Below are 22,695 nucleotides of genomic sequence, written 5' to 3' on the forward strand. Positions count from 1 at the left end.
GGAGTGGGCCCGCCACCGCAGACCCGCGATGTCTCTCCTGGGAGGCGGCCCCGAGCGGGCCGACCGTTCCCTGGCGGATGGCACGGGAACTTCCCGCGCGCCGCGTGGGGAGGGCGGACTAGGCTGGCGCTCACCATGGCTGCCGAGGCACCGCTGCTCTTCGACCAGGCCTACATCCTCTGCTACCGCACCTTTGACGTGGCGGAGGAGATTGACCTGGAGCGGGCGCGACGGGTGCTCACCGAGGACGCACGCCGACTGAAGCTGTCGCGTGAGAACAGTCAGTACCTCCAGCTGCCCAATCCTCCCGTGGCGTATGAGCTGGGGCGCCGGCCGCTGGCGCTGCGCGGCGGGCCTGTCACGGTGGACGCCACCGCGCGCCTGTTCGACCACGGCGCCGTGTCCATCATCCTGCGCGTCCCCGTGGTTCCTGGCACCACGTGGGAGACGCTCACCCAGGTGGCGGACGAGCTGTATGACAGTCAGGCGTTGGAGGACCTGGCGCTGGAGCTGGTGGAGGGGGTGCGCCGCACCATCGCTCCCGCGGTCCAGGCCTCGCACCTCTGGGGGCAGAATGAGAGCTACACCGTCATCTTCGCGGAGCGCATCCGGGGGGAGCCCACCGCGGATGAGCTGCTGACCCGGGCGAACATCGCGCGGCTCCTCTTGGGGGAGGTGGCGTCGGCGGACCTGTCCGCGCGCGAGGTGGAAGCCGTCACGCAGGTGCGCTTCAGCTATACCGTCAATGACCTGGTCGTCATTGATTGGAACAGCGCCTTTGTCTATGAGCCCTCGGGCTCGCGGGACATCCCAGACCTGTTGGAGATTGCCAACGCGCAATTGTTGGAGTTTCGCTACTACGACGAGCGGTTGGATGCACACATCGCCCGCATCCATGATGAGGTGCAGGCGCGACGCAATGGCTGGATTGCATTGCTGCGCAGTCCCTATCGCAACCTCGCGCGCCAGACATTGGGCACCCTGGTGGACCTCAACGAGTTCGTCGAGCGCGTGGAGAACAGTCTGAAAATCATCGGAGACTTCTATCTGGCCAAGGTCTACGAGGGCGCGGTGCGTCGAATGCGCATCTCCGCGTGGCAGGCCTCCGTGACGCGCAAGCAGCAACTGCTGGCCCAGACGTATGGACTGCTCAAGGGCGAGGTGGACATCGACCGCTCCCACCTGCTGGAGATGATGGTGGTGGCCCTCATTGTCTTGGAGTTGGCGGTCGCGCTCGCGCGGTTCATCGAACACTAGGCAACGCCTGACGCGGCGGCTGGGTTCCCCGGGGAGAGGGGCCATGGGACACTGAGGCTCCGCGGGCGACCCCTCCGCCCGGCGGGGGGAGCGGGGCATGAACATGCCCGAAAGTGATTCGATGGCCACGGCGGACCGCTTCGCGCGGTCCTTGGATGCGAGGGCCGGCGCGCCCGGTGTGACAGGGGTCGAGTCGTTGCTCCGGGGAGCGGCGGCCTCGCTGGAGGCCCCGGCGGCGTCGCTGGGCTGGTGGGACGAGGCGGGCCTCCTGCGCTCCTGGGTGACGCCGGGCCTGTCCGCCGAGGCGGGCGAGGCGTGCTCCCGTCGCCTCATGCTACGCGGGCTGGGGGCGCTGGGCTCGGTGGAGGCGCCCGGTGCCTACGTGGCCGAGGACCTGTCCACGGACCCGCTCCTGGCGGACGTCCCGGAGGTGCGGCGGGCGGTGGGCTCGGCGCTGCTGGCGCTCCCCCTCTTCCTGCCGACCCGGCCCGCGCCCATGGGGGTGCTCGGGGTGTACTTCGCCCAGCCCCGGCGCTTCCTGGCCCGGGACCTTCAGCGCCTGTCGCTCCACGCGACGCTGGCGGAGCGCGTCCTGGAGCGGGAGCGGTGGGTGGCGCTGGAGGCCGCCGCGCGCTTGCAGGCCGAGGAGTCCCGGCAGCGCTTCCAACTGCTCATGGACGCGGGCGCGCTGCTGGCCGGGCCCTTGGACTGGGAGGAGCGGGTGGCCGCCGTGGTGCGGCTGGCGCTGGGGACGTTCGCGGACGGCTGCGCGGTGGACGTCACCGCGGACGAGCCCGAGGCCCCGCGCCGGCTGGCGTCGCTCCAGGCGGACCCCGGGCTGGCGCCGCCGTCGCTGGAGGCGCTGCGGTGGCGCTCGGACGAGGCGCGGCCCGCGCTGTTGGACGAGGTGCTGCGCTCGGGGCGCTCGCGGATGGTGTCGCGCGTGGGGCCGGCGTTCGTGGAGGAGCGCAGCGGCGGCGAGGTGCTCTGGCGCAGCGCGTATGCGCAGGGCCTGTGCTCGCTCATCGTCGCGCCGCTGATGGCGCGCCAGCGCACCTTGGGCGTGCTCACCTTCGTGCGGGGCGAGTCGCGTCCTCCCTACGGCACCGAGGACCTGGCGCTGGCGGAGGACCTGGCGAGCCGGCTGGCGGTGGCGCTCGACAACGCGCGGCTGCTGCGTCAGGCGCGCGGCGCGGAGGATTCCAGCCGGCGCAGCGCGGCGCGGCTGCATGTGCTGGTGCAGGTCAGTCAGCTCATCGCCGAGGCGGGGTTGGACCTGGCGCAGGTGCTGGACGTGCTGACCCACAAGGTCTCCGAGGCCATTGGCGAGGCCTGCGTGCTGCAGCTCCTGTCGAGCGACCAGGAGCGGCTGGAGGTGGTGGCGGTGCACCACCCTCGGCCGGAGTCGCGGGCGCTCCTGGAGCAGGCCCTGCGCGACCACCCGGCGCTTCCGGGCGAGGGCGTGGAGGGGCGGGTGGCGCTCAGCGGTCAGTCCCTGGCGTTGCCGCGCCTGACGGCCGAGGAGCTGCGCCTGGAGCGCGCGCCCGCGGGGCTGGCGTACTTCGAGCGGCAGGGCCCGCAGAGTCTCCTGGTGGTGCCGCTGGGCGCGCGGGGCCGGGTGCTGGGCACGCTGACCGTCATGCGCGAGTCCCCGGGCCGCGAGTACAGCGCCGAGGAGCGCGCGCTGCTGGAGAGCCTGGGCGCGCGGGCGGCGCTGGCCATCGACGACGCGCGGGCCTACGGCGCCGCCACCGAGGCGGTGAAGGTGCGCGACGAGGTGCTCTCCATGGCGGGGCACGAGCTGAAGGCGCCGCTCAACGCGCTCCAGCTCCAGATTCACATGCTGGCGCGCACGGCCCGCGAGGCGACGGCGGCCGGCAAGCTGGCGGAGCGCGCGGAGCGGGCCGCTCGGGCCAGCCAGCGCATGGGGTTGCTCATCGACGACCTGTTGGACGTGTCGCGCATCAGCGCGGGGCGGCTGTGGCTGCGGCGCGAGGAGGTGGACCTGGCCGCCGTGACGCGGGACACCGTGTCGCGCATGTCCGAGGAGCTGGTGCGCGCCGGCTGCGAGCTGCGCCTGGAGGCGGACACGCCCGCGCCAGGGCTGTGGGACCGGCTGCGCGTGGAGCAGGTGCTGGTCAACCTGCTGTCCAACGCGGCGAAGTACGGCGCGGGCCGGCCCGTGGCGGTGAGCGTGTCCTGGGCGGACGGGTGGGCCCGGGTGGGCGTGCGGGACGAGGGCATTGGCATCGCGCCCGAGGACCACGAGCGCATCTTCGAGCGCTTCGAGCGCACCGTGGCCGCGCAGCACTTCAAGGGCCTGGGGCTGGGGCTCTGGATCTCCAAGCGCATCGTGGAGGCGCTGGGCGGCACCCTGCGCGTGCGCAGCCAGCAGGGCCAGGGCTCCACCTTCACGCTGGAGCTGCCGGTGAATCCGCCCGAGCAGGACGGCGCGCGCGCCACGCCGGGTGACTCGGTGCTGGAGGAGCGGGGGGGCTGAGTGCCATGGTCTGACTGTCCGTGCGAGCGCCCATGACCTCCGTCCCGCGACGTCCCTTCGTGCCGCTGGCTTCGCTGTGCCTCGGGCTCGTCCTCGGGGCCCCCGCCTGCGCGCCCACCCGCGTCCCCGCCGCCGCCGTGAGCGTGGCGCGTGACACCGACGGCGATGGCGTGGAGGACGCGCAGGACCGGTGTCCGCAGTACGCGGGGCCGGCCTCGCGCGGGGGCTGCCCGGTGCGCGACGTGGACGAGGACGGCGTGGAGGACGCGCAGGATGCGTGTCCCCGTGAGGCGGGGCTGCCCGAGCTGCGCGGGTGCCCCGTGGCCGACGCGGACCGCGACGGGGTGCAGGACGCGCAGGACCGGTGCCCCGAGGAGGCGGGACCGCGCGAGCGGGACGGCTGTCCGGTGCGCGACACGGACGAGGACGGCGTGCCGGACGAGGAGGATGCCTGCCCCACCGAGGAGGGGATCGCCGAGCTGCGGGGCTGCCCGGCCCGGGACAGCGACGGGGACACGGTGGCGGACCACCAGGACAACTGCCCGCGCGTGGCGGGCCCCGCGTCCAACCAGGGCTGCCCCGCGCGCGAGCCCCAGGCGGTGGTGCTGCGCAAGGAGCGGCTCCAACTGCTGGAGCGGGTGTACTTCGAGGGCGGCACGGCCACGGTGCAGCACCGCTCGTTTCCGCTGCTGGACAATGTGGTGGCGGTGCTGAAGGCCCACCCGGAGCTGCGCAAGGTGCGGGTGGAGGGGCACACGGATGACCTCATCGAGCCCGAGGCCAGCCGGGCCCTCTCGCAAGCGCGCGCCGAGGCGGTGATGTCTCGGCTGGTGGCCCAGGGGTTGGCACCCGAGCGGCTGGAGGCGCAGGGGTTGGGACAGGCGCAGCCCCTGGAATCCAACTTCACCGCGCCGGGCCGCGCGGCCAATCGTCGTATCGAGTTCATCCTCGTCACCGAGGAGCCCCTCCGCCCGGCGAAGGGCGGCACGCGGCGCTGACGCGGTGGTGGACAGTTCCGCGCCCGGGCGCTCCCCGGCGGAAGGGGCGTGGGGTACGCTGGTTCGGGCGCTCCTCGTGGTTCCACCGTCCCTCCGGACGCCCTTGCCGCCGCCTGTCCCAGGCCGCAGAGGCTGTTGAATGAGTGCTTCGAGCCCCCTGTTCGGCGATCTGCTCCTCAAGCTCGGCATCGTCACTCCCTCGCAGGTCCAGGAGGCGCTCGCGCTCCAGGCGCTCACCGGCCAGCGCGTGGGCGAGGCGCTGATTTCCCTGGGCTACGTCTCGCGCGAGCAGATCCAGGACGCGCTCGGCGAGGCGCTGGGCCTGCACCACGACAAGACGCACGCGCAGCCGGCCCTGGGCGAGCTGCTCGTGGGCCTCAAGTACGTGACGCTGGCGCAGTTGGAGGAAGCGCTCGCGCGCCAGCGCCGGGACGGGCGCCGCCTGGGCGAAATCCTCGTGGAGCTGGGGCACTGCACCTACAAGCAGATCTACGAGGGGCTCGGGCTCCAGAACCGGCTCGCCGGGCGAGGGGACCTGTCGCGCCCCGCCGTGGAGGGGCGCCGCCGCGTGGTGGTGGTGGACGACAGCCCCCTGGCCTGCGCCTTCGTGCAGGAGGGCCTGGTGGGGCTGGGCTACGAGGTCGTCTGCTTCCAGGACCCCTACGAGGCGCTGGAGCAGGTGGGGCGGCTGCAGCCGGCCATCGTCCTCAGCGACCTGGAGATGCCGGGCCTGGAGGGCGTGGAGCTGTGCCACCGGCTGAAGGAGGGCCCCAGCCGGGGCGTGCCCGTCATCATCCTCACCGCGAACGACCGCGAGGCCGAGCGCGTGCGCGGGCTGCGCATGGGCGCCGACGACTACGTCAACAAGACGGCCTCCATGGATGAGCTGGCCGCGCGCATCGAGAGCGTGGTGCGCCGCACCGGCGAGACGGAGCGCATCCGCCGCCTCTTCGCCCGCTACACGTCCGACGCGGTGGTGGACGAGATTCTCAAGAGCACCGACGCGGTGGTGCTCACCGGCGAGAAGCGCGAGGTGACGGTGCTGTTCGCCGACATCCGCAACTTCACCGGGCTGGCGGAGAGCCTCCCGCCCGAGCAGGTGGTGGCGGTGCTCAACCAGGTGCTGGGGCGGCTGGCGGACGCGGTGTTCACCTGCGGCGGCACGCTGGACAAGTTCCTGGGCGACGGGCTGATGGCCGTCTTCGGCGCGCCGGTGGCCCGGCCGGACGAGGCGCTGCGCGCGCTCCAGTGCGCGAAGATGATGATGGAGGCCATGGCGGAGCTGCGCCTCTTGGCGGAGGCCGAGTGGCTGGCCAACGGCCGAGAGGGACAGCCGCTCGTGTTGGAGCTGGGCATCGGCATCAACTCGGGCGTGGTGGTGGCGGGAAATATCGGCAGCACGGTGCGCGCGGAGTACACCTGCATCGGGGACGCGGTGAATGTGGGCTCGCGGCTGTGCGCGCTCGCGGGGCCCGGGGAAATCCTGGTGGGCGAGCGCACCCGGGAGCTGGTGAACGCGAGCGAGACGTCGTTCGAGGACCTGCCGCCCGTCCGGCTGAAGGGGAAGCAGCAGCCGGTCCCGCTTTACCGCGCGCTGTGAACGGATAGGGTGCCGGTCCATGTCCGCCGAGCCCCCGCCTCCCGAGCCCCCCCGCCGCTCTCCCATCCTGTGGGTGGGGCTCGTCTTCGCCGTCCTGCTGCTCATCGCCGTGGTGGTGACCGCGCTCAGCCGCCGCACGAGCGTGGAGGCCACGCGCGTCCACGACGACTTCGCCGTGCTGCTGGGCGCGCTGGAGCGCTACCGCGCCGACCACGGCGGCACGCTGCCGGAGGAGGGGGACCTGGAGGAGATGCTCGTGCCCCAGTACCTGCCCTCGGTGCCGTTGGACCCCTGGGGCCGCCCGTACAAGTACTCCAGCAACGGCAAGGACGTGTTCCTGGCCACCTTCGGGCGGGAGAACCAGCGCGGCGGCGCGGGTGAGGACCAGGACCACACCAACCACGACGGGCACGCGCAGCCCGTGCGCTGAGCCGCGCCCTTCGTGAAGCCGGCCCCGGAGCGACCCGCCGGGGTGCCCCGCGCGCCACGGAGGTTCGGCCATGGCCATGTGTCCTGGAGGTGGGGGCGCGCCACTCGCGCCCTCGCCCGAGGAGGACGGCGATGGCCATCGTCTGTGCGACCAATCTCTCCCCGGAGTCGGGGCGCGCGGCGGCGGTGGCGGCGGCCCTGGCGGGGCGGCTGGGAGAGCCGCTGCTGCTCCTGGACGTGTCCGAAGCGGCCCCTGTCCCCACCCCCGACACCCTGTCCTCCGAGGAGGCCCATCGAGAGCGGCTGGAGGCCGAGGCCGAGCGGCTGCGCGCCTCGGGCGTGACCGTGCTGCCCCCGGTGTTGGCGCCGTCCACGGAGGGCTCGCGCCGGGAAGAGGTGGAGTGCCAGCGCGCGCGGCTGGTGGTGGTGGCGGCGGATGGCTGGCCCCCCGCTTCATGGCCGCGCACGTCGTTGGCGGCGCGGCTGACGCGGTACGGCCGGGCGCCGGTGCTGGTGGTGCGGCGGGATGGCGCGCTGCTGGACTGGGCGCGAGGCCGCCGGCGGCTCCTGGTGCTGGCGGGGGTGGACCGGGCGTCCTCCACATCCGACGCGGCGCTGACGTTCCTGCGAGAGCTGCGGCGGGTGGGCGCCTGCGACGTGGTGGCCGCGTGCGTCTGCTCCCCGCTGGAGGAGCGCGAGCGGCTGGGCATGCGCACCCCCGTGCACGTGGAGCTGCTGGACCCCGGCGGCGGCGAGCTGTCACCGCTGGAGCCCGCCATGGAGCGCGTGCTGCTGCGGGAGCTGCGCGAGCGCGTGGGCGAGTTGGAGGGCGAGGGCGGGATGGAGGTGGTGGTGGAGCCCGGCTATGGCCGGCCCGCGGACCATCTGCTGCATGTGGCCCGGGCGCGCGGCGCGGACGTGTTGGTGGTGGGGACGCACCTGCGGCGCGGGGTGCGGCGGCTGTGGCATGGCTCGGTGTCCGAGGGGGTGCTGCGCCGCGCGGAGCAGTCGGTGGTGTGCGTGCCGCCGGGCCTGCGCGAGCCCCGTCACGCGCAGCCGCCGCGCACGGTGCTGGTGCCGGTGGACTTCACCGAGGCGAGCGTGCGGGCCGTGTCCCAGGCGCGCCTGCTGGTGGGCGCGGGCGGGCGCGTGCACCTGCTGCACGTGCACCGACGGCGGCTGAGGGACCCGTCGTGGTTGGACACGGTGGGCGTGCCGCCCGAGCCCGAGGGCGACGCGGTGCTGCGCCGGCTGTGGACGCTGGTGCCCTGGGAGGAGGGCGCGCGCGCGGTGCATTGGAGCGTGGAGGGCGTCACGAGCGAGGACGTCCCACTCGCCATCCGCCAGGCCACGGAGCGCGAGGGCGCGGACCTGGTGTGCCTGGGCCTCTCCTCCACGTCCGACGCGCCGGACACGCTCAAGGGCGCGGTGGCCCGCGAACTGGTGCTCCACGGCGCGAGGCCCGTGCTCGTGCTGCCGGACACGTGAGGGATGTGGCGTTGCCGGAGCGTGCTCGACGGCGGGTGGGCGCGCGGGCCTGAGCGGCGCCCGCGCGCCCTGGAACTCACTGACCCAGCTCCTGCACCTCGATGCGGCGGTTCTGCAGCCGGCCCTGCGGCGTGTCGTTGGAGGCGACGGGCTTCGCGTCACCCTCGCCCACGGCCTCCAGGCGGTTGCCCGCGATGCCCTCGCCCACCAGCGTCTGGCGCACGTTGTCGGCGCGCGACTGGGACAGCTGGCGGTTGGCGTCCGCGTTGCCCGTGGCGTCGGTGAAGCCCTCGATGCGCACGCGCGTGTCGGGCTTCTCCTTGAGGATGGCGCCCAGCTCGCTCACCGTCTGCTCACCCTTGGGCGTGAGCTTGGCCGAGCCCGTCTGGAACTCCACGCCCTCCAGGATGACGCCCTTGGCGGCGGAGCCATCCGAGAATGCCCGACGCAGCCCGGACGAGTCCTCGATGCGCTGCTTCTGCTCCCCCGTGCCCACGCTCCCCGAGCCCCCCGTGCCCATGTTCCCTGCCCCACCCGTGCCCTGCTGCTCCTGGGGCGCCGTGGGGGCGGGAGGTGGCGCCTTCGCGGTCTGCTGCGGCTCCGGCTGGGCGGGGGGCGGTGTGGCCTGCGGCGCGTTGCGCTGCGTGGCGGGCTGGGTGACGGAGGCCTGCGAGGGCCGTGGCTCATGCCGGCGTCCGCGCAGCGCCCACCAGCCCAGGGCCACCAGGGCCAAGAGCGCCAGCGGCAGCGCCCAGGACGGGCGGCGGTGCGGCTCGGACGCCTGCGGCGAGCGCACCACCGGCGTGCGCGACATGGGCTCGCGGTGGACGGAGGTCACCTCCCGACTGCGCACCTCCTGCACGTCGGGGCGCTCCGGCACGGCCTCGCGAATCACCTCGGCGCCCGCGTGGCGCCCGCCGCCCAGCAGGCTGCCCAGCCCCGCCGGGAGCGCCGCGGAGATGAGCGAGCGCTGGCCGCCCAGCATCTGCATCAGCCCGGAGGCGCCCATCCGCTGGTCGCGCACCTGCTTCCCCAGCACGCCCATCAGCGCCGGCGCCGCCAGCGACAACAGCCGCGTGGCGGAGCTCGAGTTGCGCAGCCCGCCGAAGCGCGAGAGCCCCTCGGTGACGGCGCCCAGCTTGCCGCCGAGCAGTCCGCCGAGCATCCCATGGCCCTGCTCCGCGGCCTCGCGCAGCCCCCCGGCGCCCTCGCCCAGGCCCGGCACATCCGCCTTGGTGAAGCCGCCCTCGTTGAGCTGCGACAGGAGCCTCCCCGCCCCCGCCTCCGTGCCGCTCTGCTCCACGACCCCCGAGGCCACCGAGGCGATGGTGCCCGGGAGCACCTTGGCCATGGACTGAGGGTCCTCCCCCGACTCCTCGCTGATTCGCCGCACCAGGTCCCCCGAGAACTGTGAGCGGACCGCTTCGATGAGATTGAACGCCATGTCTTGCCTCCGAGGGTGTGCCGCACCGGAACCCCCCGGTGCGCGAGGCCACGCCCCACCCCCGTGGGCCTGGGGCTGATGGCTTCCCGAAATCGTTACGGAGCGCTTCCGCCGTTGGTAACCCCTTGCGGTGCGGCCGGGAGCCAGAGGCCCCGCCGCCTCGCCTCCCCGGGGAACGGGCGCGGCGGACCCGCCAGGTGGGGCGTGCCCGCTCGCGCGCGAGTGTCCACTGGCGCGTGAAACCCGCCCGATTCCAGAGAAGTGGGGATTGAACGGGCGACCCATGAGGGCGTTAGACTTTGCCGGAACTGCTTTCCCAGACAGGAAGGGGGAGTCCGGTGACTCTGCGTGGCTACCGAGAAGAAGAGCTCGTGAGCAACCGTGCGTCGCTGTTGATTCATGGCGGCACGGAGGACGAGCGTCGCGCTTGGGCGGAGGAGGCCGCGCGCAGCTTCGACGTGCCTCTGGTCGAGGTGCGCCAGCAGGCGGACCTGGCCGGGGCGCTGCGCCACCCCAATGGGGTGGTGTTCATCCCAGACATCGTGAAGCTGGGGCTGGAGGCGCAGCAGGTGTTGCTGCACTGCCTGCGCACCCAGGAGGAGCGGCCCAAGGTGGTGGTGGGGCTGTCCGGCGGCGCGGACCTGGCCCTGTCGCGCGGCACCGTCCGCGAGGACCTCCACTACCGGCTCCACAAGGCCCAGGTGGACCTCCAGACGGAGGGCCTGCGCGAGGCGCTCAAGCACCGCTGGGCCCAGCAGGCCGAGGCGCTCGCCGCCAAGGCCGCGCAGGCCAAGGCCGAGGAACAGGCGCGCGCGGCGATGGACCCGCGCAAGCCCGGCTCCGTGACGCGCATCGCGCCCAAGCGCAAGGCGTCCGGTGCTCGCAAGGGCGCCTCCCGGAACGCGGTGCGCTGAGCGCCGCGCTTCGTGGGACTCAGGCGTCCGGCGGGGCCCGGACGCCCGCGGCGCGGGAGGGCGCGCTGGCTGTCACCCCGCCGTGGCAATGCGCGCCAGGGGGAGGGGGACAGAAGCCTTGCATGCGAGGCGCGGAGAGGGACCCCTGGCGTTCTGGGGCAGAGAATGGGGCTAATCGGAAAGTTGCGTTAGAGTCGCCGCCGTCCTCATCCCTCTCCGGAGTGACGAACATGTCGCAGCAGACCCCTGGCAAGAAGCGTGGGCTCACGCGCCCCATCGAGGTGGTGCGGGCAGAGCTTCTCAAGGACCCCGAGACCAAGCGCATCGCGGACGCGGTGGGCATGAAGCTCGAGGACTACGTCGAGCTGGTGCTCGACTACGCGCAGGACAAGGACAAGGAGCCCGAGCTGAACGTCGTCTCGGATGAGCAGGCCAAGGCGGCCGGCTTCCCGGTGCACAGCGTGGAGGAAGTGGGCGAGTTCTTCGTCGCCGCCGCCAAGGGTGAGCTGCCCGGCATGGGCAACCCCTTCGCCAAGTCCGAGTTCGAGAAGAGCACTTCCCACGCGGGCAAGCCGTCCCTGGATCCCGAGGTGAAGCCGGGCCCGAAGACGGGCGAGTCCAAGGCCGTGAACCCGGACCTGCTCGACCAGGTCAAAAAGGGTGGCGGCGGACCCCGCGGCTAGGTTCCCGGGCGCCCGTACGGAGAGAAAAATCACGATCGGAAATACCGGACGAAACTTCTTTCCGCTGCGCCCGAGAATCATTTCGAAGGTTCACTTCAGCATTCCTCTCCGGCTTCAGACTCCAATCTTTCAGCAGACTTAGGGGGTATCACCATGGGCAGCGTTTTCAAGGCGGTTGGCAACATTGCGAAGACGGTCAGCAAGGTTGCTGGCGGCATCGCGAACATCGCGGGCAAGGCGCTGAGCTTCATCCAGTCGCCGCTCAAGATGCTGACGGACCCCCTCAAGAAGCTGGCCGGTGGCGTCCTCGACAAGCTCCCGTTCGGCATCGGCAAGATGATCAAGCCGTTCGCCGACAAGTTCATCGACAGCGGCGCCAGCATGCTGCTGGGCGGCCCGCTGGGTGGTCTGGCCTCGCTGGCCAAGTTCGCCCCCACGGTGAAGTCCATCGGTGACATCGCCACGGGCGTGAAGGGCGTGGCGGACAAGGTCGGCGCGCTGAGCTCGCAGCCCGCGCAGCAGAACTTCCAGCAGCTCATGGCCTGGGGCCAGGCGAAGCTGATCAACTGAGATTTGGAGTCTCGGTAGGATTCACCTGCTGAAGCCAAGAGGGCCGGTCTCCACCGATGAGGTGGGCCGGCCCTTCTTCATTTCCGGCGCCAGATGGGCCCGGCCGGGTCCATGTCTGGCGGTCCGCGGCTACTTCGCGGCGCTGGCCAGACGCTGGGCGTCGCCCATGAGCCGCTCGGTGGCCTCGGGGTCGTTGCTGTCGTAGTAGCCGCGAATCTGGCCGGTGGCGTCCACCAGCACGAAGTGGGTGCCGTGGAAGATGGACGGGATGTCGTCCTCGCTGGCCCCGGCCTCGCGCCCCATGCTGATCTTGAAGCCCTGGACGATGGTGTCCTTCAGCCGCTCATAGTCGCCGGTGAGGAAGCTCCAGCGGGCGAAGTCCGCGCGGTACTTCTGGCCATAGGCCGCCAGGCGCTCCGGGGTGTCGTACTTCGGGTCCACCGAGAAGGAGACCAGCCGCAGCTTCGGTCCGAGCGCCGCGGTGCGCTCCTGGAGCTTCGCCATCTTCTGGGTGAAGACGGGGCACACGGTGGGGCACCGGGTGAAGACGAAGTTGGCCACGTAGGCCTGTCCCAACAGCTGCTCGCGCCCGAAGGGCTGTCCGTCCTGCCGGGTGAAGGTGAAGTCCGGGAGCGCGCCCAGCTGCGGCAGGGGCTGCGCGCCCCGCATCCCCGTCAGCGACAGGGTGGCCACCAGGGCGAAGCCGAGGGCGGTGATGGCGAGGCCCGCCCAGAAGGCGGGGCGCTGGGTGAGGCGGGGGGCGTGAGCGGTGGCGGACGAGGCGGCGGACATGGGGCCCCGACGTAACGGCAAGGGTGGGGGACGCACAAGCGCTGTGCGCCGGGCCGACGGGTGCCGGACGCATGCGAGGCATGAGCGGGAGTGGCTGCTCCGAGGGCGGCCGGGCCCGAGCCGGTGCCCCCGCGCCTTGAGACGGGCGCCGGACGCGTGCTAGCCGGGCGCCTGGACCATGCCGCGCGACGCCCACATCCCGAGTGACCCGGCCCACCCCGCGCATGTCCGGGGATGCGCCCTCCCCATGGCAGGTCTCGGAGCGTTCCGTCCGAGGCGCTTCGGGCGCCGCCTCCCGGCCGGGGTGGCGGTGCTCGCCGGGCTGGTGGCCTGGAGCGCCCAGGCCTGCCCCGCCTGCACCGCCCATGTGCCCGAGCCCGCCGGGCGTTCGCTGGGCTTGCTGGTGGCGTTGGGCATCGCGCCGCTCCTGCTCGTCGGGTTGGGGATATGGGCGGCGTGGTGGGCGGGGAGGCGCGCGTGACGCCGGACCTCTCACCCGCGCGGCTGATCCTCTCCGAGTCGACCCCAGCGCCCCAGCCGGTCCCCTCGGAAGCGGGGGGCGCGGGCCCTGTCCATCAGACCCCGGTGCGATCTGCGCCCCCGGCGAACGCAGTGACACCGCGTATGAGCGAGCAGGCGCGGGCGTGGACGCTGTCGCCGCCCGAGGGCGCGAGCACCTACGGCCCCCGAATCGACGCGCTGCTGGAGCGCAGCCACGTCTTCGAGGCAGGGCTGGCGGCGGTGATGCTGGCGTGGCTGGTGCTGGCGGTCTGGCGCTTCCGCGGCGCGCGGCCGGTGGTGGCGGCGAACGGCGGCACGCGGCGCTCGCGGGCGTGGGTGTTGGGTCTGGCGGTCTGCGTGTTCGTGGGGGTGGATGGCACGCTGTTCCTGGGCTCGGAGCGCTATGCGCGCGACGTGCTGTGGAACCTGGAGGTGCCCGCGAACGACCCGCGCACGGTGCGGCTGGAGCTGAACGCGCATCAGTGGTCGTGGGAGGCGCGTTACGCGGGCGAGGATGGCCGCTTCGGCACGCCGGATGACGTGGTGACCTGGAATGACCTGCGGGTGCCGGTGGGCGTGCCCGTCTGGGTTCAGCTGGTGTCCACGGACGTGGTGCACGGCTTCTCGCTGCCGGCGTTCCGCGTGAAGCTGGATGCGATTCCGGGCCGCGTGAACCAGACGTGGTTCCAGGCCGCGCGCGAGGGCACCTTCGAGGTGGCCTGCTACCAGCACTGCGGCACCAGCCACTACCGCATGCGCGGGCTGCTCACCGTGCTGTCGGAAGCGGACTACGCCCGCTGGTTGCACGAGGCGGGGCGGCTGGCCACGCAGTCCTACGACGCGGACGACGCGGCGGCCCATTGGGGCTGGGAGTGGAGGGCGCCATGAGGGCCAGCTGGGTGCGCGCGCTGTGGACCACGGACCACAAGCAGGTGGCCAGGCAGTACCTGTGGGGCGGCCTCGGCTTCCTGCTGCTCGGGGGACTGCTGGCCCTGCTCATCCGCTGGCAGTGGGCGTGGCCGGGGCAGCCGGTGCCGGGGCTCGCGTGGGCCCTGCCCGAGTCGCGCGGCGCGCTCACGCCGCCCACGTACACGGTGCTGTTCACGCTGCACGGCCTGGTGATGATCTTCTTCGCCGTGACGCCGCTGCTCTTCGGCGCGCTGGGGCACTTCGTGCTGCCCCTGGCCATCGGGGCGCGCGGCTTCGCGTTCCCCCGGCTCTCCGCGGCGGGCTTCTGGGCGTACGCGGTGGGCGGCGCGCTGGTGCTGGCCTCGTTCGCCGTGCGGTTGGGCCCGGCGAGCGCGGGGTGGACGTCCTATCCGCCGCTGGCCACGCCCGCGTTCACGCCCGGGGTGGGGCAGACGCTGATGACGGTGGCCATCCTGTGCGTGGGCGTGTCCGCGTTCTCGTACGGGCTCAACTTCGTCGTCACCGTGGTGCGCTGCCGAGCGCCGGGGATGACGTGGGGCCGGATGCCGCTGGTGGTCTGGGGCCTGTTCTACGGCGCGGTGCTCAACGTGCTGTTCGTCCCGGTGCTGGCGGCGGCCACGCTGCTGCTCCTCCTGGACCGGGTGGCGGGCACGCAGTTCTTCATCGCGGGCGCGGCGGCGGTGGGCGGGGGCGGTGACCCCATCGTCTACCAGCACCTGTTCTGGTTGTTCGGGCACCCGGAGGTCTACATCCTCATCCTGCCCGCCTGGGGCATGGTGGGGGACTTCGTGGCGTACTTCAGCCGCAAGCCCGCGCACGGCTACCGGCTGACGGCGGGCGCCATGGGCGCGGTGACGGCGATGAGCGGCCTCGTCTATGCGCACCACCTGTTCACCAGCGGACTGTCGCCGGTGCTCGGGCGCGCGTTCATGGTCCTCACGCTGCTCATCTCCCTGCCCGCCGAGGTCATGTTCCTCAACTGGCTGATGACGCTGTGGCGCGGGAGCGTGCGGCTGACGTCGCCCATGCTGGCCGCGCTCGCGACGATGGTCGTCTTCGGTCTGGGGGGCATCACCGGACTGGCGCTGGGCGCGGTGGCCACCGACGTGCCACTGCACGGGACGATGTGGGTGGTGGGGCACTTCCACCTGACCATGGGGGCGGCCAGCTTCCTCGCCGTCTTCGCGGGCCTCTACTTCTGGTTCCCCAAGATGTACGGCCGCGCGCTGCACGAAGGGCTGGCCAAGGCCCACGTGCTGGCGAGCGCGGTGCTCTTCGTGGGCGTGTTCGGCGGGCAGCTCGCGGCCGGGTACGCGGGGCAGCTCCGGCGGCTGTACGACCCCTACCAGTACACGTACCTCAAGCACCTGCTGCCGCTGAACCAGTGGACGACGGGGTGCGCGTTCCTGCTGGGCGCCGCGCAGCTGCTCTTCGTGGGGAACCTGGTGTGGACGCTGTGGCGAGGCCGCGCCGCCGAGCCGAACCCGTGGAGCGTGGGCACGCTGGAGTGGACGTGCGCGACAAGCCCGCCCGCTCCGGACAACTACGCGACCGAGCCCGTGGTGCTGCGCGGCCCGCATGTGTTGTCGCAACCGGATGTACAACAGCAACTGGGTCGCGACTGGATTGGTCAGGCCGAGGCCGCCGTGCTGGGAGGGACAGAATGAACCCCGAGGCATCCCTGGCGTCGTCGGAGGCCTCCGCGCCTCGGCGGGCCGAGTCGACGCGTTGGTTCGCCGGAGTGCTGGCCCACGGCGCGGGCACCATGTTCTTCGTCGCGCTGGCCTTCGCGGCTGGCTGGTATCGGATGCGCGGGCTGTGGGTGCTGCCCGCCGTGGCGCCCAGCGTGCTGCCGCCGTGCGTGGCGGGCGCGTTCCTCCTCGGCGTGGGGCCGCTGCTCCTGCGCGCCAGCCGCGTGGACGCGAGCACGCCGCGCCGCGCGCTGCCGTGGCTGGGCGGGGCGCTGGTGTCCGGCGCGGGGTTCCTCGGGACGCAGGCGGCATGGCTGCACGTGATGTTCTGGTACCGCGACCTGCGCGTGCCCGAGGGCGGTGCCTTCGCGTCCGCCTTCTATGGCCTGTCCGCGTTGCAGGCGGTGCACGTGGGGCTGGTGCTGCTGGCGGTGCTCGTCGCGGCGGTGAGCACGTGGCGCGGCGGGGATGCTCGGGATGCGGCGCGGCGCGCCCTGGCCGGGTGGCTCTTCACGGTGGCGACGTTCGGGTTGCTCTTCCTGGCGGTGTACCTGCCATGAGCACCGCGGCGCGGTGGGCGCTGGTGCTGGGAATGGCGCTGGGGGCCGGGTGCCGGCGAGAGCCACGCCCGGTGCTCGCGCCGCTGGCGCTGGCGGATGGGCGCACGGTGTCCGTGGCCACGCTGGAGCGCGGCCGGGACGTGTACACGTACTACTGCGCCTCCTGTCACGGCGAGCGCGGTGACGGCCAGGGCCCGGCGGGCACGGGCATGCGGCCGGTGCCTCGCGACTTCCGCCAGGGCCTCTTCAAGTTCGGCGATGTCCCGGCGGGCGAGCTGCCCACGGACGCCGCGCTGAAGCGCACGCTGCGCCGCGGACTCCAGGGTACGCCCATGTTCGCGTGGGACGTCCCCGAGGCGGACGTGGAGGCCGTGGTGCAGTACCTGAAGACCTTCAGTCCTCGCTGGACGCAGGAGGCGCCGGGCCAGCCCCTCACCGTGTCCGAAGACCCGTGGCGAGGTCGCGAGGCCGAGGCCCTCGAGCGCGGGCGGACCGTGTACCACGTGGCCGGCGCGGGCAACGCGGGCTGCTCCAGCTGTCACGTCGCGTACCTGCCTCGCGCGGAGCTGGCCGCGCTGATGGAGAAGGTGACGGGCCGCAAGGTGAACCTGGCCGGCGCGGACCCCTACACCGCGCAGGCGCGCGAGTCGGATCACCCCGTGGCGTGGGACGCCAAGGGCGAGCCCGCGAAGATGGCGCGGGTGCTCCCGCCCGACTTCTTGTTCCAGGCGCCGCGCACCGTGTGGTCCGTGGATGCCACGGTGGAGGGCCGCCCGTACTCGGCGCAGGCGCAGCGCGAGGACCTCTATCGCGTCATCGCCTCGGGCGTGGGCGGCGCGGCCATGCCCACGTGGAAGGGCGCCATCCCCGAGGAGAACCTCTGGGCGCTCGCCTACTACGTGCAGACGCTCATCGACCTGCGGGACACCTCCGAGGCGCGCGCGCTGAAAGAGCGGCTGCGCGCGTCACCGGCGCGGTAGCGGCCGGGGCCCCGGTTGGGCTCACGGGCGCCGAGCGACCGGTCGACAGGGGCCGGGCTCGCCCCATCGCGCGTGCGCACCCTTTGTCGCGAACCCCTTCCCGACGAGAGAGGCGCGCATGGCACTGGAGCGAGCGCAGCGGTTCGTGGACGCACTGACGAGTCTGGAGGAGCGCGGCGACGTGGAGCCCCTCGTCGCGCTGTGTGCCGATGACGTGCGGATCAGCAACCTCGCCTCGGCGCGGGTGTTCACCGGCCTGGAGGGCGCTCGGTACTTCTGGTCCGAGTACAAGGCCACCCTGCGCCAGGTGAAGTCCACCTTCCGCAACCTGATTGAGTCCGGAGACCGCGTGGCATTGGAGTGGTCGTCGCGAGGCACCGCGCACAACGGGGCCGCCGTGGCGTACACGGGCGTGTCCATCATCGAGTGGGATGGCGCGCGGATCCGCCGCTTCATCGCCTACTTTGATCCGCACGCGCTGGGCCTGGAGCTGACGCACGGCCTGGCGCCGCGCTCGGAGGTTCCGGCCACGACGCCGGCGTGAGTCGCGCCCGCGGCCCGCCTGCCCCGCGGCTCACGTCTCGGGACAGACGCGGGGCAGCTCCAGCGTGAGCGTGGTGCCCACGCCTGGCGCGCTGTCCAGGCGGATGAGGCCGCCGTGCGCCTCCACCACCTGCTTCACCATCCACAGGCCCAGTCCGAAGCCGCCGTAGTTGCGCAGCGGCACGGCGCGCTCGAAGCGATGGAAGAGGCGGGCCTGCTGCTCGGGCGGGATGCCCATGCCCCGGTCGCGCACCACCAGCTTCACGGAGTCATCCACGTCCGTGGACAGCTCCAGGTCCACCGGCTGACCCTGGCCATACTTGAGCGCGTTGGCGAGCAGGTGCGCCACCACCTGGTGCAGCCGGTCCCGGTCCCACTTCCCCACGAGCGGGCCGGGCGCGCGCAGGTTCACCTCCGAGCCCATGCGCGCCAGGTCGTCGCCAAATCGGCCGAGCGTCTCGCGACACAGCTCCACCAGGTCCAGCGTCTCGGGGTGCAGCTGAAGGCGCCCGGCGGACAGGCGCGAGACGTCCAACAGCTCGCGCACCAGCTTGCCCAGGCGATCCGCCTGCTGCGTGGCGGCGGCGGTGCGCTCCTGCACGTCCGCGTCCTTGGACACGCGCTGCAGCCGCGCCAGGTGCAGCTTGAGCGCGGTGAGCGGCGTGTTCAGCTCGTGGCTCGCGATGGCGAGGAACTCGTCGCGCAGCTGGATGGCCTGCTGCGTCTGATGGAAGAGGTGTGAGTTCTGCACGGCGGTGGCCGCGCGCCGCGCCAGCTCGCACGCCAGCGCCTGGTCCTCCTCCGTGTGCCGGCGCCCGGACGTGCTGAAGCCCAGCGTCAGCGCGCCCAGCGTCCCCTCCTGCGAGGGCAGCGGCACGGACACGAGCGACGTGGCACCCAACGCGGACAGGAGCGCCCGCTGCTCGGCGCCGCTGGAGGAGCCCGCCAGGAAGGCCGCGTCCACGTGGGCGTGGAGCACGGGCTTGCCGGTGGTGAAGGCGCACAGGTCCGTGCCGCGGGGCTCGGGCGGGTGCCAGTGGCTCGCGGCGAGCAATCGCGCGGCCTCCGGGCCGCTCGCCCAGCTGACGCGCCGCATGTCGCCCTCCACCGTGAGGACGTCGAAGAAGCAGAAGTCCCCCAGGGAGGGCAGCATGGTGACGGCCGCGGCGCGCAGCGCGTGCTCCACATCCAACGACGTGGCGAGCGCGGCGGTGGCGCGCTGGAGCAACTCGGAGCGCTCCACCTGCCGGCGCTCGGAGGCCAGCAGCCGCGCGCGCTCCAGCGCCATGGCGCACTGGCGCGCCATCAGCACGATGAAGGACTGCTCCTCGGCGTCGAACGCGCGCGCGTGGTCGAAGCTGATGCACAGCGTGCCGCGGGGCTGGCCGTGCGCGGCCAGGGGGATGCACGCCACGGCCATTCCGCCCGGCGTGTCCTGCCCCAGCGGGGGGGTGTCCGGGTAGCGCGAGGCCTCGGCGCCCAGGTTCTCCATCCACACGGGGCTGTTGGTCCGGAAGGCCTCGGCCACGGGTTGCGCGGCGTCCAGCGGGACGCGGCGGTAGAAGGCCTCCTTGAGTGCGTTGTAGTGCAGGCTGTGGACGAGCTCGAGCGCGGTGGACTCGGTGTCCACGAGGAAGAGGCCGGCGGCATCCGCCTCGAGCGTGCGCACCGTCTCCTCCACCACGGCGCTCGCCACGTCCTCCGGCGTGCGCGCTCCCGCCAGGGCGAAGGTGAGGGACTGCAGGCTTTCCATGCGCAGGCTCGCGCGCTCGGCGCGCGCGCGCGCCCCGCGTTCCTCCTCATGGCGCATGGCCAACTCCAGTCCTCGCGCGGCCACCTCCACCACTTCCTCGGCCAGCGCGACAGCGGCGGCGTCCAGCCCGCGCCCGGACAGCAGCACCACGCCATGCGTGCGCCCGCCACAGCGCAAGGGCAGCAGGGCCGTGTGGCGACCTCCTGTCTCGGACTCCAGCAGCGAGGGCCCTCCCTCGCGCGCGCCGCGGCCTCCAGGTGGCTCGGCGTCGCCCGCGAGCACCAACCGCTGGAGGGCGCGAGCCAGGTGGCGGACCGCGGGCCCATTGGAGGCCCACGCGGTGTCGAGCAGCTCCACGCTGCAGGTCTCCACGAGGCGGGGAGCCAGGACGAGCGACAAGCGCCGCGCGACCTCGGCGGGAGGAGACACGCCCACGAGCTGTCGGGCGGCCTCGGCCAGCAACTCATGGCGAGTGCCCGGTTCCGTGGCGGGCGAAGGGGGTCGGACGGTGGCGAACGAGCGCTTCTCCATGGGGGATTCCGGGCCAGGCACCCGTCTGGTGCGGGGCCCAGTCAAACGCACATGCCGCCCGCTTGCCGATGTCCGGTTCGCGGAGTGTCCAGCGGGAATCATTCGCCGGACAACCGTGGGCCGCCAGCTGCCCCCCAGTCCGATTGCAGGGTGAGAAGGGACCCTTCTGGTGCCTGGGCGGCGGGGAAGTGGCTGAAACCCGGTGGCGGAGGGGCGCGCGAGTCCGCGGGGGCACGCGCCCGTGGCGGCGCTGTCACCGAGGGGACAGGGGCGGAAGTTCCTTCCGTGGGGCAGAGCGGGGCGATAGCGTCCTCGCACATCCCGGCCGTCGAGGCTGGGGCCGCCACCGAGGGCGGGTCCGCCTTCCCGCGAGAAGCCATGTCGAGCCGCCTCCCCGTCGCCTTCCTCAGCCTGTGCCTGCTGTCCACCGCCGTTCCCGCGCGCGCGCAACAGGCCACGAACCCTGACAGCGGTGCGGCGATGGACGCGCCGGTGGCGCCCAGGCTCCTGGAGGCGGCGGCGAACGAGCCTGTCCCCCCCGCGCAGGCGCCCGCCGGGCAGGAGCCGTCGCTGGACTTCGACCTGCTCCAGCCCGCGGAGGAGGCGGCCCAGGCGGATCCCGAGTTGGATCGCCGCATCAAGCGCCGCCGCACCATGCTGAAGCTGCACCAGGGCCTGGGGCTCGCGATGGCGGGCGGGTTGGCCACCACCACGGTGCTCGGCCAGCTCCAGTTCAGCCGCTCCTTCCGAGGTGGCGGGGACAACCGGGCGCTGCTCGCGTGGCACAAGGGCTTCGTCATCGGCACGTCCGCGCTGTTCGCCACGGTGGGCGCGCTGGGCCTGCTGGCGCCGGAGCCCATCGAGAAGAAGTTCCAGTGGGACACCGTGACGTTCCACAAGCTCTTCATGGGCCTGGCCACCGCGGGAATGCTGACGCAGGCGGTGCTGGGCATCCTGGCCGTGCATGACTACGGCAAGCTGTCGGAAGTGAACCTGGCGACCGCGCACCAGGTGGTCGGTTACATGACGCTGGGCGCGGTGGTGGCCGGCGTGGTGTCACTTACCTTCTGAGGGCGCCGCTGGTTCGAGAAGGTCCCCGTGCGGCCGCCGTGGGGCGGGCACAAGGTCTGTTTGGAGGTCTCACCGTGAACGCTCGACGATTCGCCCTGCTCGCCTTGCTGTGCGTGGCCCTGCCCTGCGTGGCGGCGGCCCAGGCCAAGTCCTATTCGGTGAACAAGGAAGGCAGCACGCTCTCCTACAAGCTGAAGCACAAGCTCCACGAGGTGGTGGGCACCGCGCATCCCAGCGAGGGCAAGGCCCGGCTGCTGCCGGACGGCACGCTCCAGGTGGCGGTGCGCGCCAACGTGAAGGACTTCGACTCGGGCAACTCCAACCGTGACGCGCACATGCAGGAAGTGACGGAGGCGGCCAAGTTCCCGCTGGTGGACTTCAAGGGCGTGGCCACGGGCGTGAAGGTGCCCACCACGTTCCCCTCCACGCAGCAGGTGACGCTCAAGGGCCAGCTCTCCTTCCACAACGTGAAGCAGAGCGTGGAGTTCCCCCTGACCGTCGTCTTCACGTCCGCGAAGGAGGTCCACACCGAGGGCTCCTTCGACATCAGCCTGGAGGGCTACCAGATTGAGCGCCCCTCGCTGCTGATGGTGAAGGTGGACGACAAGGTCGTGGTGGAGCCGAAGCTGACCTTCGTGCTGGAGGGGGCGTGAGCACCTCGCGTCGTGGCTTCCTGAAGGGCGTGTTGGGCACGGGCGCGGTGGCGGGCGCGGCGGCCGCGGCGTTGCCGGGATGCGCGCCGGACATCGACCCCGCGCCGGTGCTGGACGTGCCCGCGCCGGGCGATGACGGCAAGGTGTCCCTGGTGGTGCCTCGCTACCCGGACCTGTCGCGCGACGGTGGCGCCGTCACGCTGCGCATCCCGGGCATGGAGAACCTGCTGCTGGTGCACCCGGGGGGCGAGACGTTCGCGGTGATGTCCGCCACGTGCACGCACGTGGGCTGTCCGCTGGGCTTCAACGGGCAGGAGGCGGTGTGCCCGTGCCACCTGTCGCGCTTCGGCACGGACGGGCGGGTGACACATCCGCCCGCCAAGGTGGGGCTGAAGACGTTCCCCGCGCAGTACAACGCCGCCACGCAGGTGGTGACCATCGACCTGAAGGCCGGCGATGTCGGCTTCCCCTCGGTGGTGAACGGCAAGGTGGCGCTGACGTTCGCGCAGTTCCCCCAGCTTCAGACCTCGGGGGGCGTGGCGCAGGGCAAGCCGCAGGGCTACGGGAACACGCTGTTCGTCTTCCGGCTGGATGACGGCTCGTTCTCGGCGGTGGACGGCATGTGCACGCACCAGGGCTGCACGGTGACTTTCGACAGCGGGGCCAATGACCTGCTGTGCCCGTGTCACAGCTCCACGTTCACGAAGGAGGGCGCCGTCACGCAGGGGCCCGCCACGGTGCCGCTCAAGAAGTTCACGGTCACCTCGGATGCCAGCGGCGTCACGGTGACCGTGGCCTGAGCGCGGG

The 22,695-nt window shown here is 72.5% G+C and carries 21 protein-coding genes; 18 read left to right on the top strand and 3 right to left on the bottom strand.

Annotation, left to right across the window (positions count from 1 at the left end; all coding sequences use genetic code 11):
• Positions 1-135 precede the first annotated feature (135 nt).
• The 6 genes from KRR26_RS16955 to KRR26_RS16980 all read left to right on the top strand — a co-directional run bounded on the left by KRR26_RS16955 (position 136) and on the right by KRR26_RS16980 (position 8,272).
• Positions 136-1,257 (top strand): hypothetical protein, encoded by a 1,122-nt coding sequence (locus KRR26_RS16955; protein ID WP_120206507.1) that lies wholly within the window; start codon positions 136-138, stop codon positions 1,255-1,257.
• Positions 1,258-1,354: 97 nt separating this feature from the next.
• A complete protein-coding gene (locus KRR26_RS16960; protein ID WP_217080319.1) occupies positions 1,355-3,757 on the top strand; it encodes a sensor histidine kinase in 2,403 nt (800 codons plus the stop codon).
• 32 nt (positions 3,758-3,789) lie between these two features.
• A complete protein-coding gene (locus KRR26_RS16965) occupies positions 3,790-4,755 on the top strand; it encodes an OmpA family protein (RefSeq protein WP_217080320.1) in 966 nt (321 codons plus the stop codon).
• Positions 4,756-4,894: 139 nt separating this feature from the next.
• Positions 4,895-6,355, top strand: coding sequence for an adenylate/guanylate cyclase domain-containing protein (locus KRR26_RS16970; RefSeq protein ID WP_120206504.1), 1,461 nt, complete (start codon positions 4,895-4,897; stop codon positions 6,353-6,355).
• Between the two features lie 19 nt (positions 6,356-6,374).
• Complete coding sequence (locus KRR26_RS16975; RefSeq protein ID WP_120206503.1) at positions 6,375-6,785, top strand: type II secretion system protein GspG; 411 nt, start codon at positions 6,375-6,377, stop codon at positions 6,783-6,785.
• A gap of 131 nt (positions 6,786-6,916) precedes the next feature.
• Positions 6,917-8,272, top strand: a complete 1,356-nt coding sequence (locus KRR26_RS16980; protein ID WP_217080321.1) for a universal stress protein — start codon at positions 6,917-6,919, stop codon at positions 8,270-8,272.
• Positions 8,273-8,348: 76 nt separating this feature from the next.
• On the opposite strand, the gene KRR26_RS36870 is transcribed toward KRR26_RS16980, so the two are convergent.
• The gene (locus tag KRR26_RS36870) at positions 8,349-9,716 is read right to left on the bottom strand and encodes an OmpA family protein (protein ID WP_236068693.1); all 1,368 of its coding nucleotides are present in this window, start codon (positions 9,714-9,716) and stop codon (positions 8,349-8,351) included.
• 338 nt (positions 9,717-10,054) lie between these two features.
• Between KRR26_RS36870 and KRR26_RS16990 the strand changes: the two genes are divergently transcribed.
• From KRR26_RS16990 to KRR26_RS17000, 3 genes are all read left to right on the top strand, one after another.
• Positions 10,055-10,630 carry a Fis family transcriptional regulator gene (locus KRR26_RS16990; RefSeq protein WP_120206500.1) on the top strand — a complete coding sequence of 192 codons (576 nt, stop codon included), beginning with the start codon at positions 10,055-10,057 and terminating at the stop codon, positions 10,628-10,630.
• 230 nt (positions 10,631-10,860) lie between these two features.
• Positions 10,861-11,313, top strand: coding sequence for a hypothetical protein (locus KRR26_RS16995; RefSeq protein ID WP_120206499.1), 453 nt, complete (start codon positions 10,861-10,863; stop codon positions 11,311-11,313).
• 153 nt (positions 11,314-11,466) lie between these two features.
• Positions 11,467-11,883 (top strand): hypothetical protein, encoded by a 417-nt coding sequence (locus tag KRR26_RS17000; protein ID WP_120206498.1) that lies wholly within the window; start codon positions 11,467-11,469, stop codon positions 11,881-11,883.
• A gap of 129 nt (positions 11,884-12,012) precedes the next feature.
• Here the strand turns inward: KRR26_RS17000 and KRR26_RS17005 are convergent, their stop codons facing one another.
• Entirely contained in the window at positions 12,013-12,675 is a 663-nt protein-coding gene (locus KRR26_RS17005; protein WP_120206497.1) for an SCO family protein, read from the bottom strand.
• Between the two features lie 247 nt (positions 12,676-12,922).
• Between KRR26_RS17005 and KRR26_RS17010 the strand changes: the two genes are divergently transcribed.
• The 6 genes from KRR26_RS17010 to KRR26_RS17035 all read left to right on the top strand — a co-directional run bounded on the left by KRR26_RS17010 (position 12,923) and on the right by KRR26_RS17035 (position 17,881).
• Positions 12,923-13,156, top strand: coding sequence for a hypothetical protein (locus tag KRR26_RS17010; RefSeq protein WP_147422969.1), 234 nt, complete (start codon positions 12,923-12,925; stop codon positions 13,154-13,156).
• A gap of 143 nt (positions 13,157-13,299) precedes the next feature.
• Entirely contained in the window at positions 13,300-14,064 is a 765-nt protein-coding gene (locus tag KRR26_RS17015) for a cytochrome c oxidase subunit II (protein ID WP_233576967.1), read from the top strand.
• Entirely contained in the window at positions 14,061-15,773 is a 1,713-nt protein-coding gene (locus KRR26_RS17020; RefSeq protein ID WP_120206741.1) for a cytochrome c oxidase subunit I, read from the top strand. Before KRR26_RS17015 ends, KRR26_RS17020 begins: the two co-directional genes overlap by 4 nt.
• Positions 15,770-16,357, top strand: coding sequence for a hypothetical protein (locus KRR26_RS17025; protein WP_120206494.1), 588 nt, complete (start codon positions 15,770-15,772; stop codon positions 16,355-16,357). The genes KRR26_RS17020 and KRR26_RS17025 overlap by 4 nt, the downstream gene beginning before the upstream one ends.
• On the top strand, positions 16,354-17,337 hold the full coding sequence (locus KRR26_RS17030) for a c-type cytochrome (RefSeq protein WP_217080322.1): 984 nt from the start codon (positions 16,354-16,356) through the stop codon (positions 17,335-17,337). Before KRR26_RS17025 ends, KRR26_RS17030 begins: the two co-directional genes overlap by 4 nt.
• Before the next feature lie 118 nt (positions 17,338-17,455).
• On the top strand, positions 17,456-17,881 hold the full coding sequence (locus KRR26_RS17035; RefSeq protein WP_217080323.1) for a nuclear transport factor 2 family protein: 426 nt from the start codon (positions 17,456-17,458) through the stop codon (positions 17,879-17,881).
• A gap of 30 nt (positions 17,882-17,911) precedes the next feature.
• Here the strand turns inward: KRR26_RS17035 and KRR26_RS17040 are convergent, their stop codons facing one another.
• Positions 17,912-20,164, bottom strand: a complete 2,253-nt coding sequence (locus tag KRR26_RS17040; RefSeq protein ID WP_217080324.1) for a GAF domain-containing sensor histidine kinase — start codon at positions 20,162-20,164, stop codon at positions 17,912-17,914.
• A gap of 378 nt (positions 20,165-20,542) precedes the next feature.
• On the opposite strand from KRR26_RS17040, the gene KRR26_RS17045 reads away from it, so the two are divergent.
• The 3 genes from KRR26_RS17045 (at position 20,543) to KRR26_RS17055 (ending at position 22,688) form a co-directional block, all read left to right on the top strand.
• Complete coding sequence (locus tag KRR26_RS17045) at positions 20,543-21,235, top strand: hypothetical protein (RefSeq protein ID WP_120206490.1); 693 nt, start codon at positions 20,543-20,545, stop codon at positions 21,233-21,235.
• A gap of 74 nt (positions 21,236-21,309) precedes the next feature.
• On the top strand, positions 21,310-21,888 hold the full coding sequence (locus tag KRR26_RS17050; protein WP_120206489.1) for a YceI family protein: 579 nt from the start codon (positions 21,310-21,312) through the stop codon (positions 21,886-21,888).
• The gene (locus KRR26_RS17055) at positions 21,885-22,688 is read left to right on the top strand and encodes a QcrA and Rieske domain-containing protein (protein WP_120206488.1); all 804 of its coding nucleotides are present in this window, start codon (positions 21,885-21,887) and stop codon (positions 22,686-22,688) included. Before KRR26_RS17050 ends, KRR26_RS17055 begins: the two co-directional genes overlap by 4 nt.
• The last annotated feature ends 7 nt before the right edge of the window (positions 22,689-22,695 follow it).

Source organism: Citreicoccus inhibens (assembly GCF_019039035.1).
In the GTDB taxonomy this organism is placed as follows: Bacteria; Myxococcota; Myxococcia; order Myxococcales; family Myxococcaceae; genus Citreicoccus; species Citreicoccus inhibens.

What these genes read in the sequence shown, in the direction of transcription:
- KRR26_RS17035 (WP_217080323.1), top strand. Translation starts at nt 17,456, where the DNA reads ATGGCACTGGAGCGAGCGCAGCGGTTCGTGGACGCACTGACGAGTCTG.
- KRR26_RS17020 (WP_120206741.1), top strand. Translation starts at nt 14,061, where the DNA reads ATGAGGGCCAGCTGGGTGCGCGCGCTGTGGACCACGGACCACAAGCAG.
- KRR26_RS17000 (WP_120206498.1), top strand. Translation starts at nt 11,467, where the DNA reads ATGGGCAGCGTTTTCAAGGCGGTTGGCAACATTGCGAAGACGGTCAGC.
- KRR26_RS16970 (WP_120206504.1), top strand. Translation starts at nt 4,895, where the DNA reads ATGAGTGCTTCGAGCCCCCTGTTCGGCGATCTGCTCCTCAAGCTCGGC.
- KRR26_RS36870 (WP_236068693.1), bottom strand. Translation starts at nt 9,716, where the DNA reads ATGGCGTTCAATCTCATCGAAGCGGTCCGCTCACAGTTCTCGGGGGAC.
- KRR26_RS17010 (WP_147422969.1), top strand. Translation starts at nt 12,923, where the DNA reads ATGGCAGGTCTCGGAGCGTTCCGTCCGAGGCGCTTCGGGCGCCGCCTC.
- KRR26_RS17015 (WP_233576967.1), top strand. Translation starts at nt 13,300, where the DNA reads ATGAGCGAGCAGGCGCGGGCGTGGACGCTGTCGCCGCCCGAGGGCGCG.
- KRR26_RS16955 (WP_120206507.1), top strand. Translation starts at nt 136, where the DNA reads ATGGCTGCCGAGGCACCGCTGCTCTTCGACCAGGCCTACATCCTCTGC.
- KRR26_RS16975 (WP_120206503.1), top strand. Translation starts at nt 6,375, where the DNA reads ATGTCCGCCGAGCCCCCGCCTCCCGAGCCCCCCCGCCGCTCTCCCATC.
- KRR26_RS17025 (WP_120206494.1), top strand. Translation starts at nt 15,770, where the DNA reads ATGAACCCCGAGGCATCCCTGGCGTCGTCGGAGGCCTCCGCGCCTCGG.
- KRR26_RS17040 (WP_217080324.1), bottom strand. Translation starts at nt 20,164, where the DNA reads ATGGAGAAGCGCTCGTTCGCCACCGTCCGACCCCCTTCGCCCGCCACG.
- KRR26_RS17030 (WP_217080322.1), top strand. Translation starts at nt 16,354, where the DNA reads ATGAGCACCGCGGCGCGGTGGGCGCTGGTGCTGGGAATGGCGCTGGGG.
- KRR26_RS17005 (WP_120206497.1), bottom strand. Translation starts at nt 12,675, where the DNA reads ATGTCCGCCGCCTCGTCCGCCACCGCTCACGCCCCCCGCCTCACCCAG.
- KRR26_RS16960 (WP_217080319.1), top strand. Translation starts at nt 1,355, where the DNA reads ATGAACATGCCCGAAAGTGATTCGATGGCCACGGCGGACCGCTTCGCG.
- KRR26_RS16980 (WP_217080321.1), top strand. Translation starts at nt 6,917, where the DNA reads ATGGCCATCGTCTGTGCGACCAATCTCTCCCCGGAGTCGGGGCGCGCG.
- KRR26_RS17045 (WP_120206490.1), top strand. Translation starts at nt 20,543, where the DNA reads ATGTCGAGCCGCCTCCCCGTCGCCTTCCTCAGCCTGTGCCTGCTGTCC.
- KRR26_RS16995 (WP_120206499.1), top strand. Translation starts at nt 10,861, where the DNA reads ATGTCGCAGCAGACCCCTGGCAAGAAGCGTGGGCTCACGCGCCCCATC.
- KRR26_RS16965 (WP_217080320.1), top strand. Translation starts at nt 3,790, where the DNA reads ATGACCTCCGTCCCGCGACGTCCCTTCGTGCCGCTGGCTTCGCTGTGC.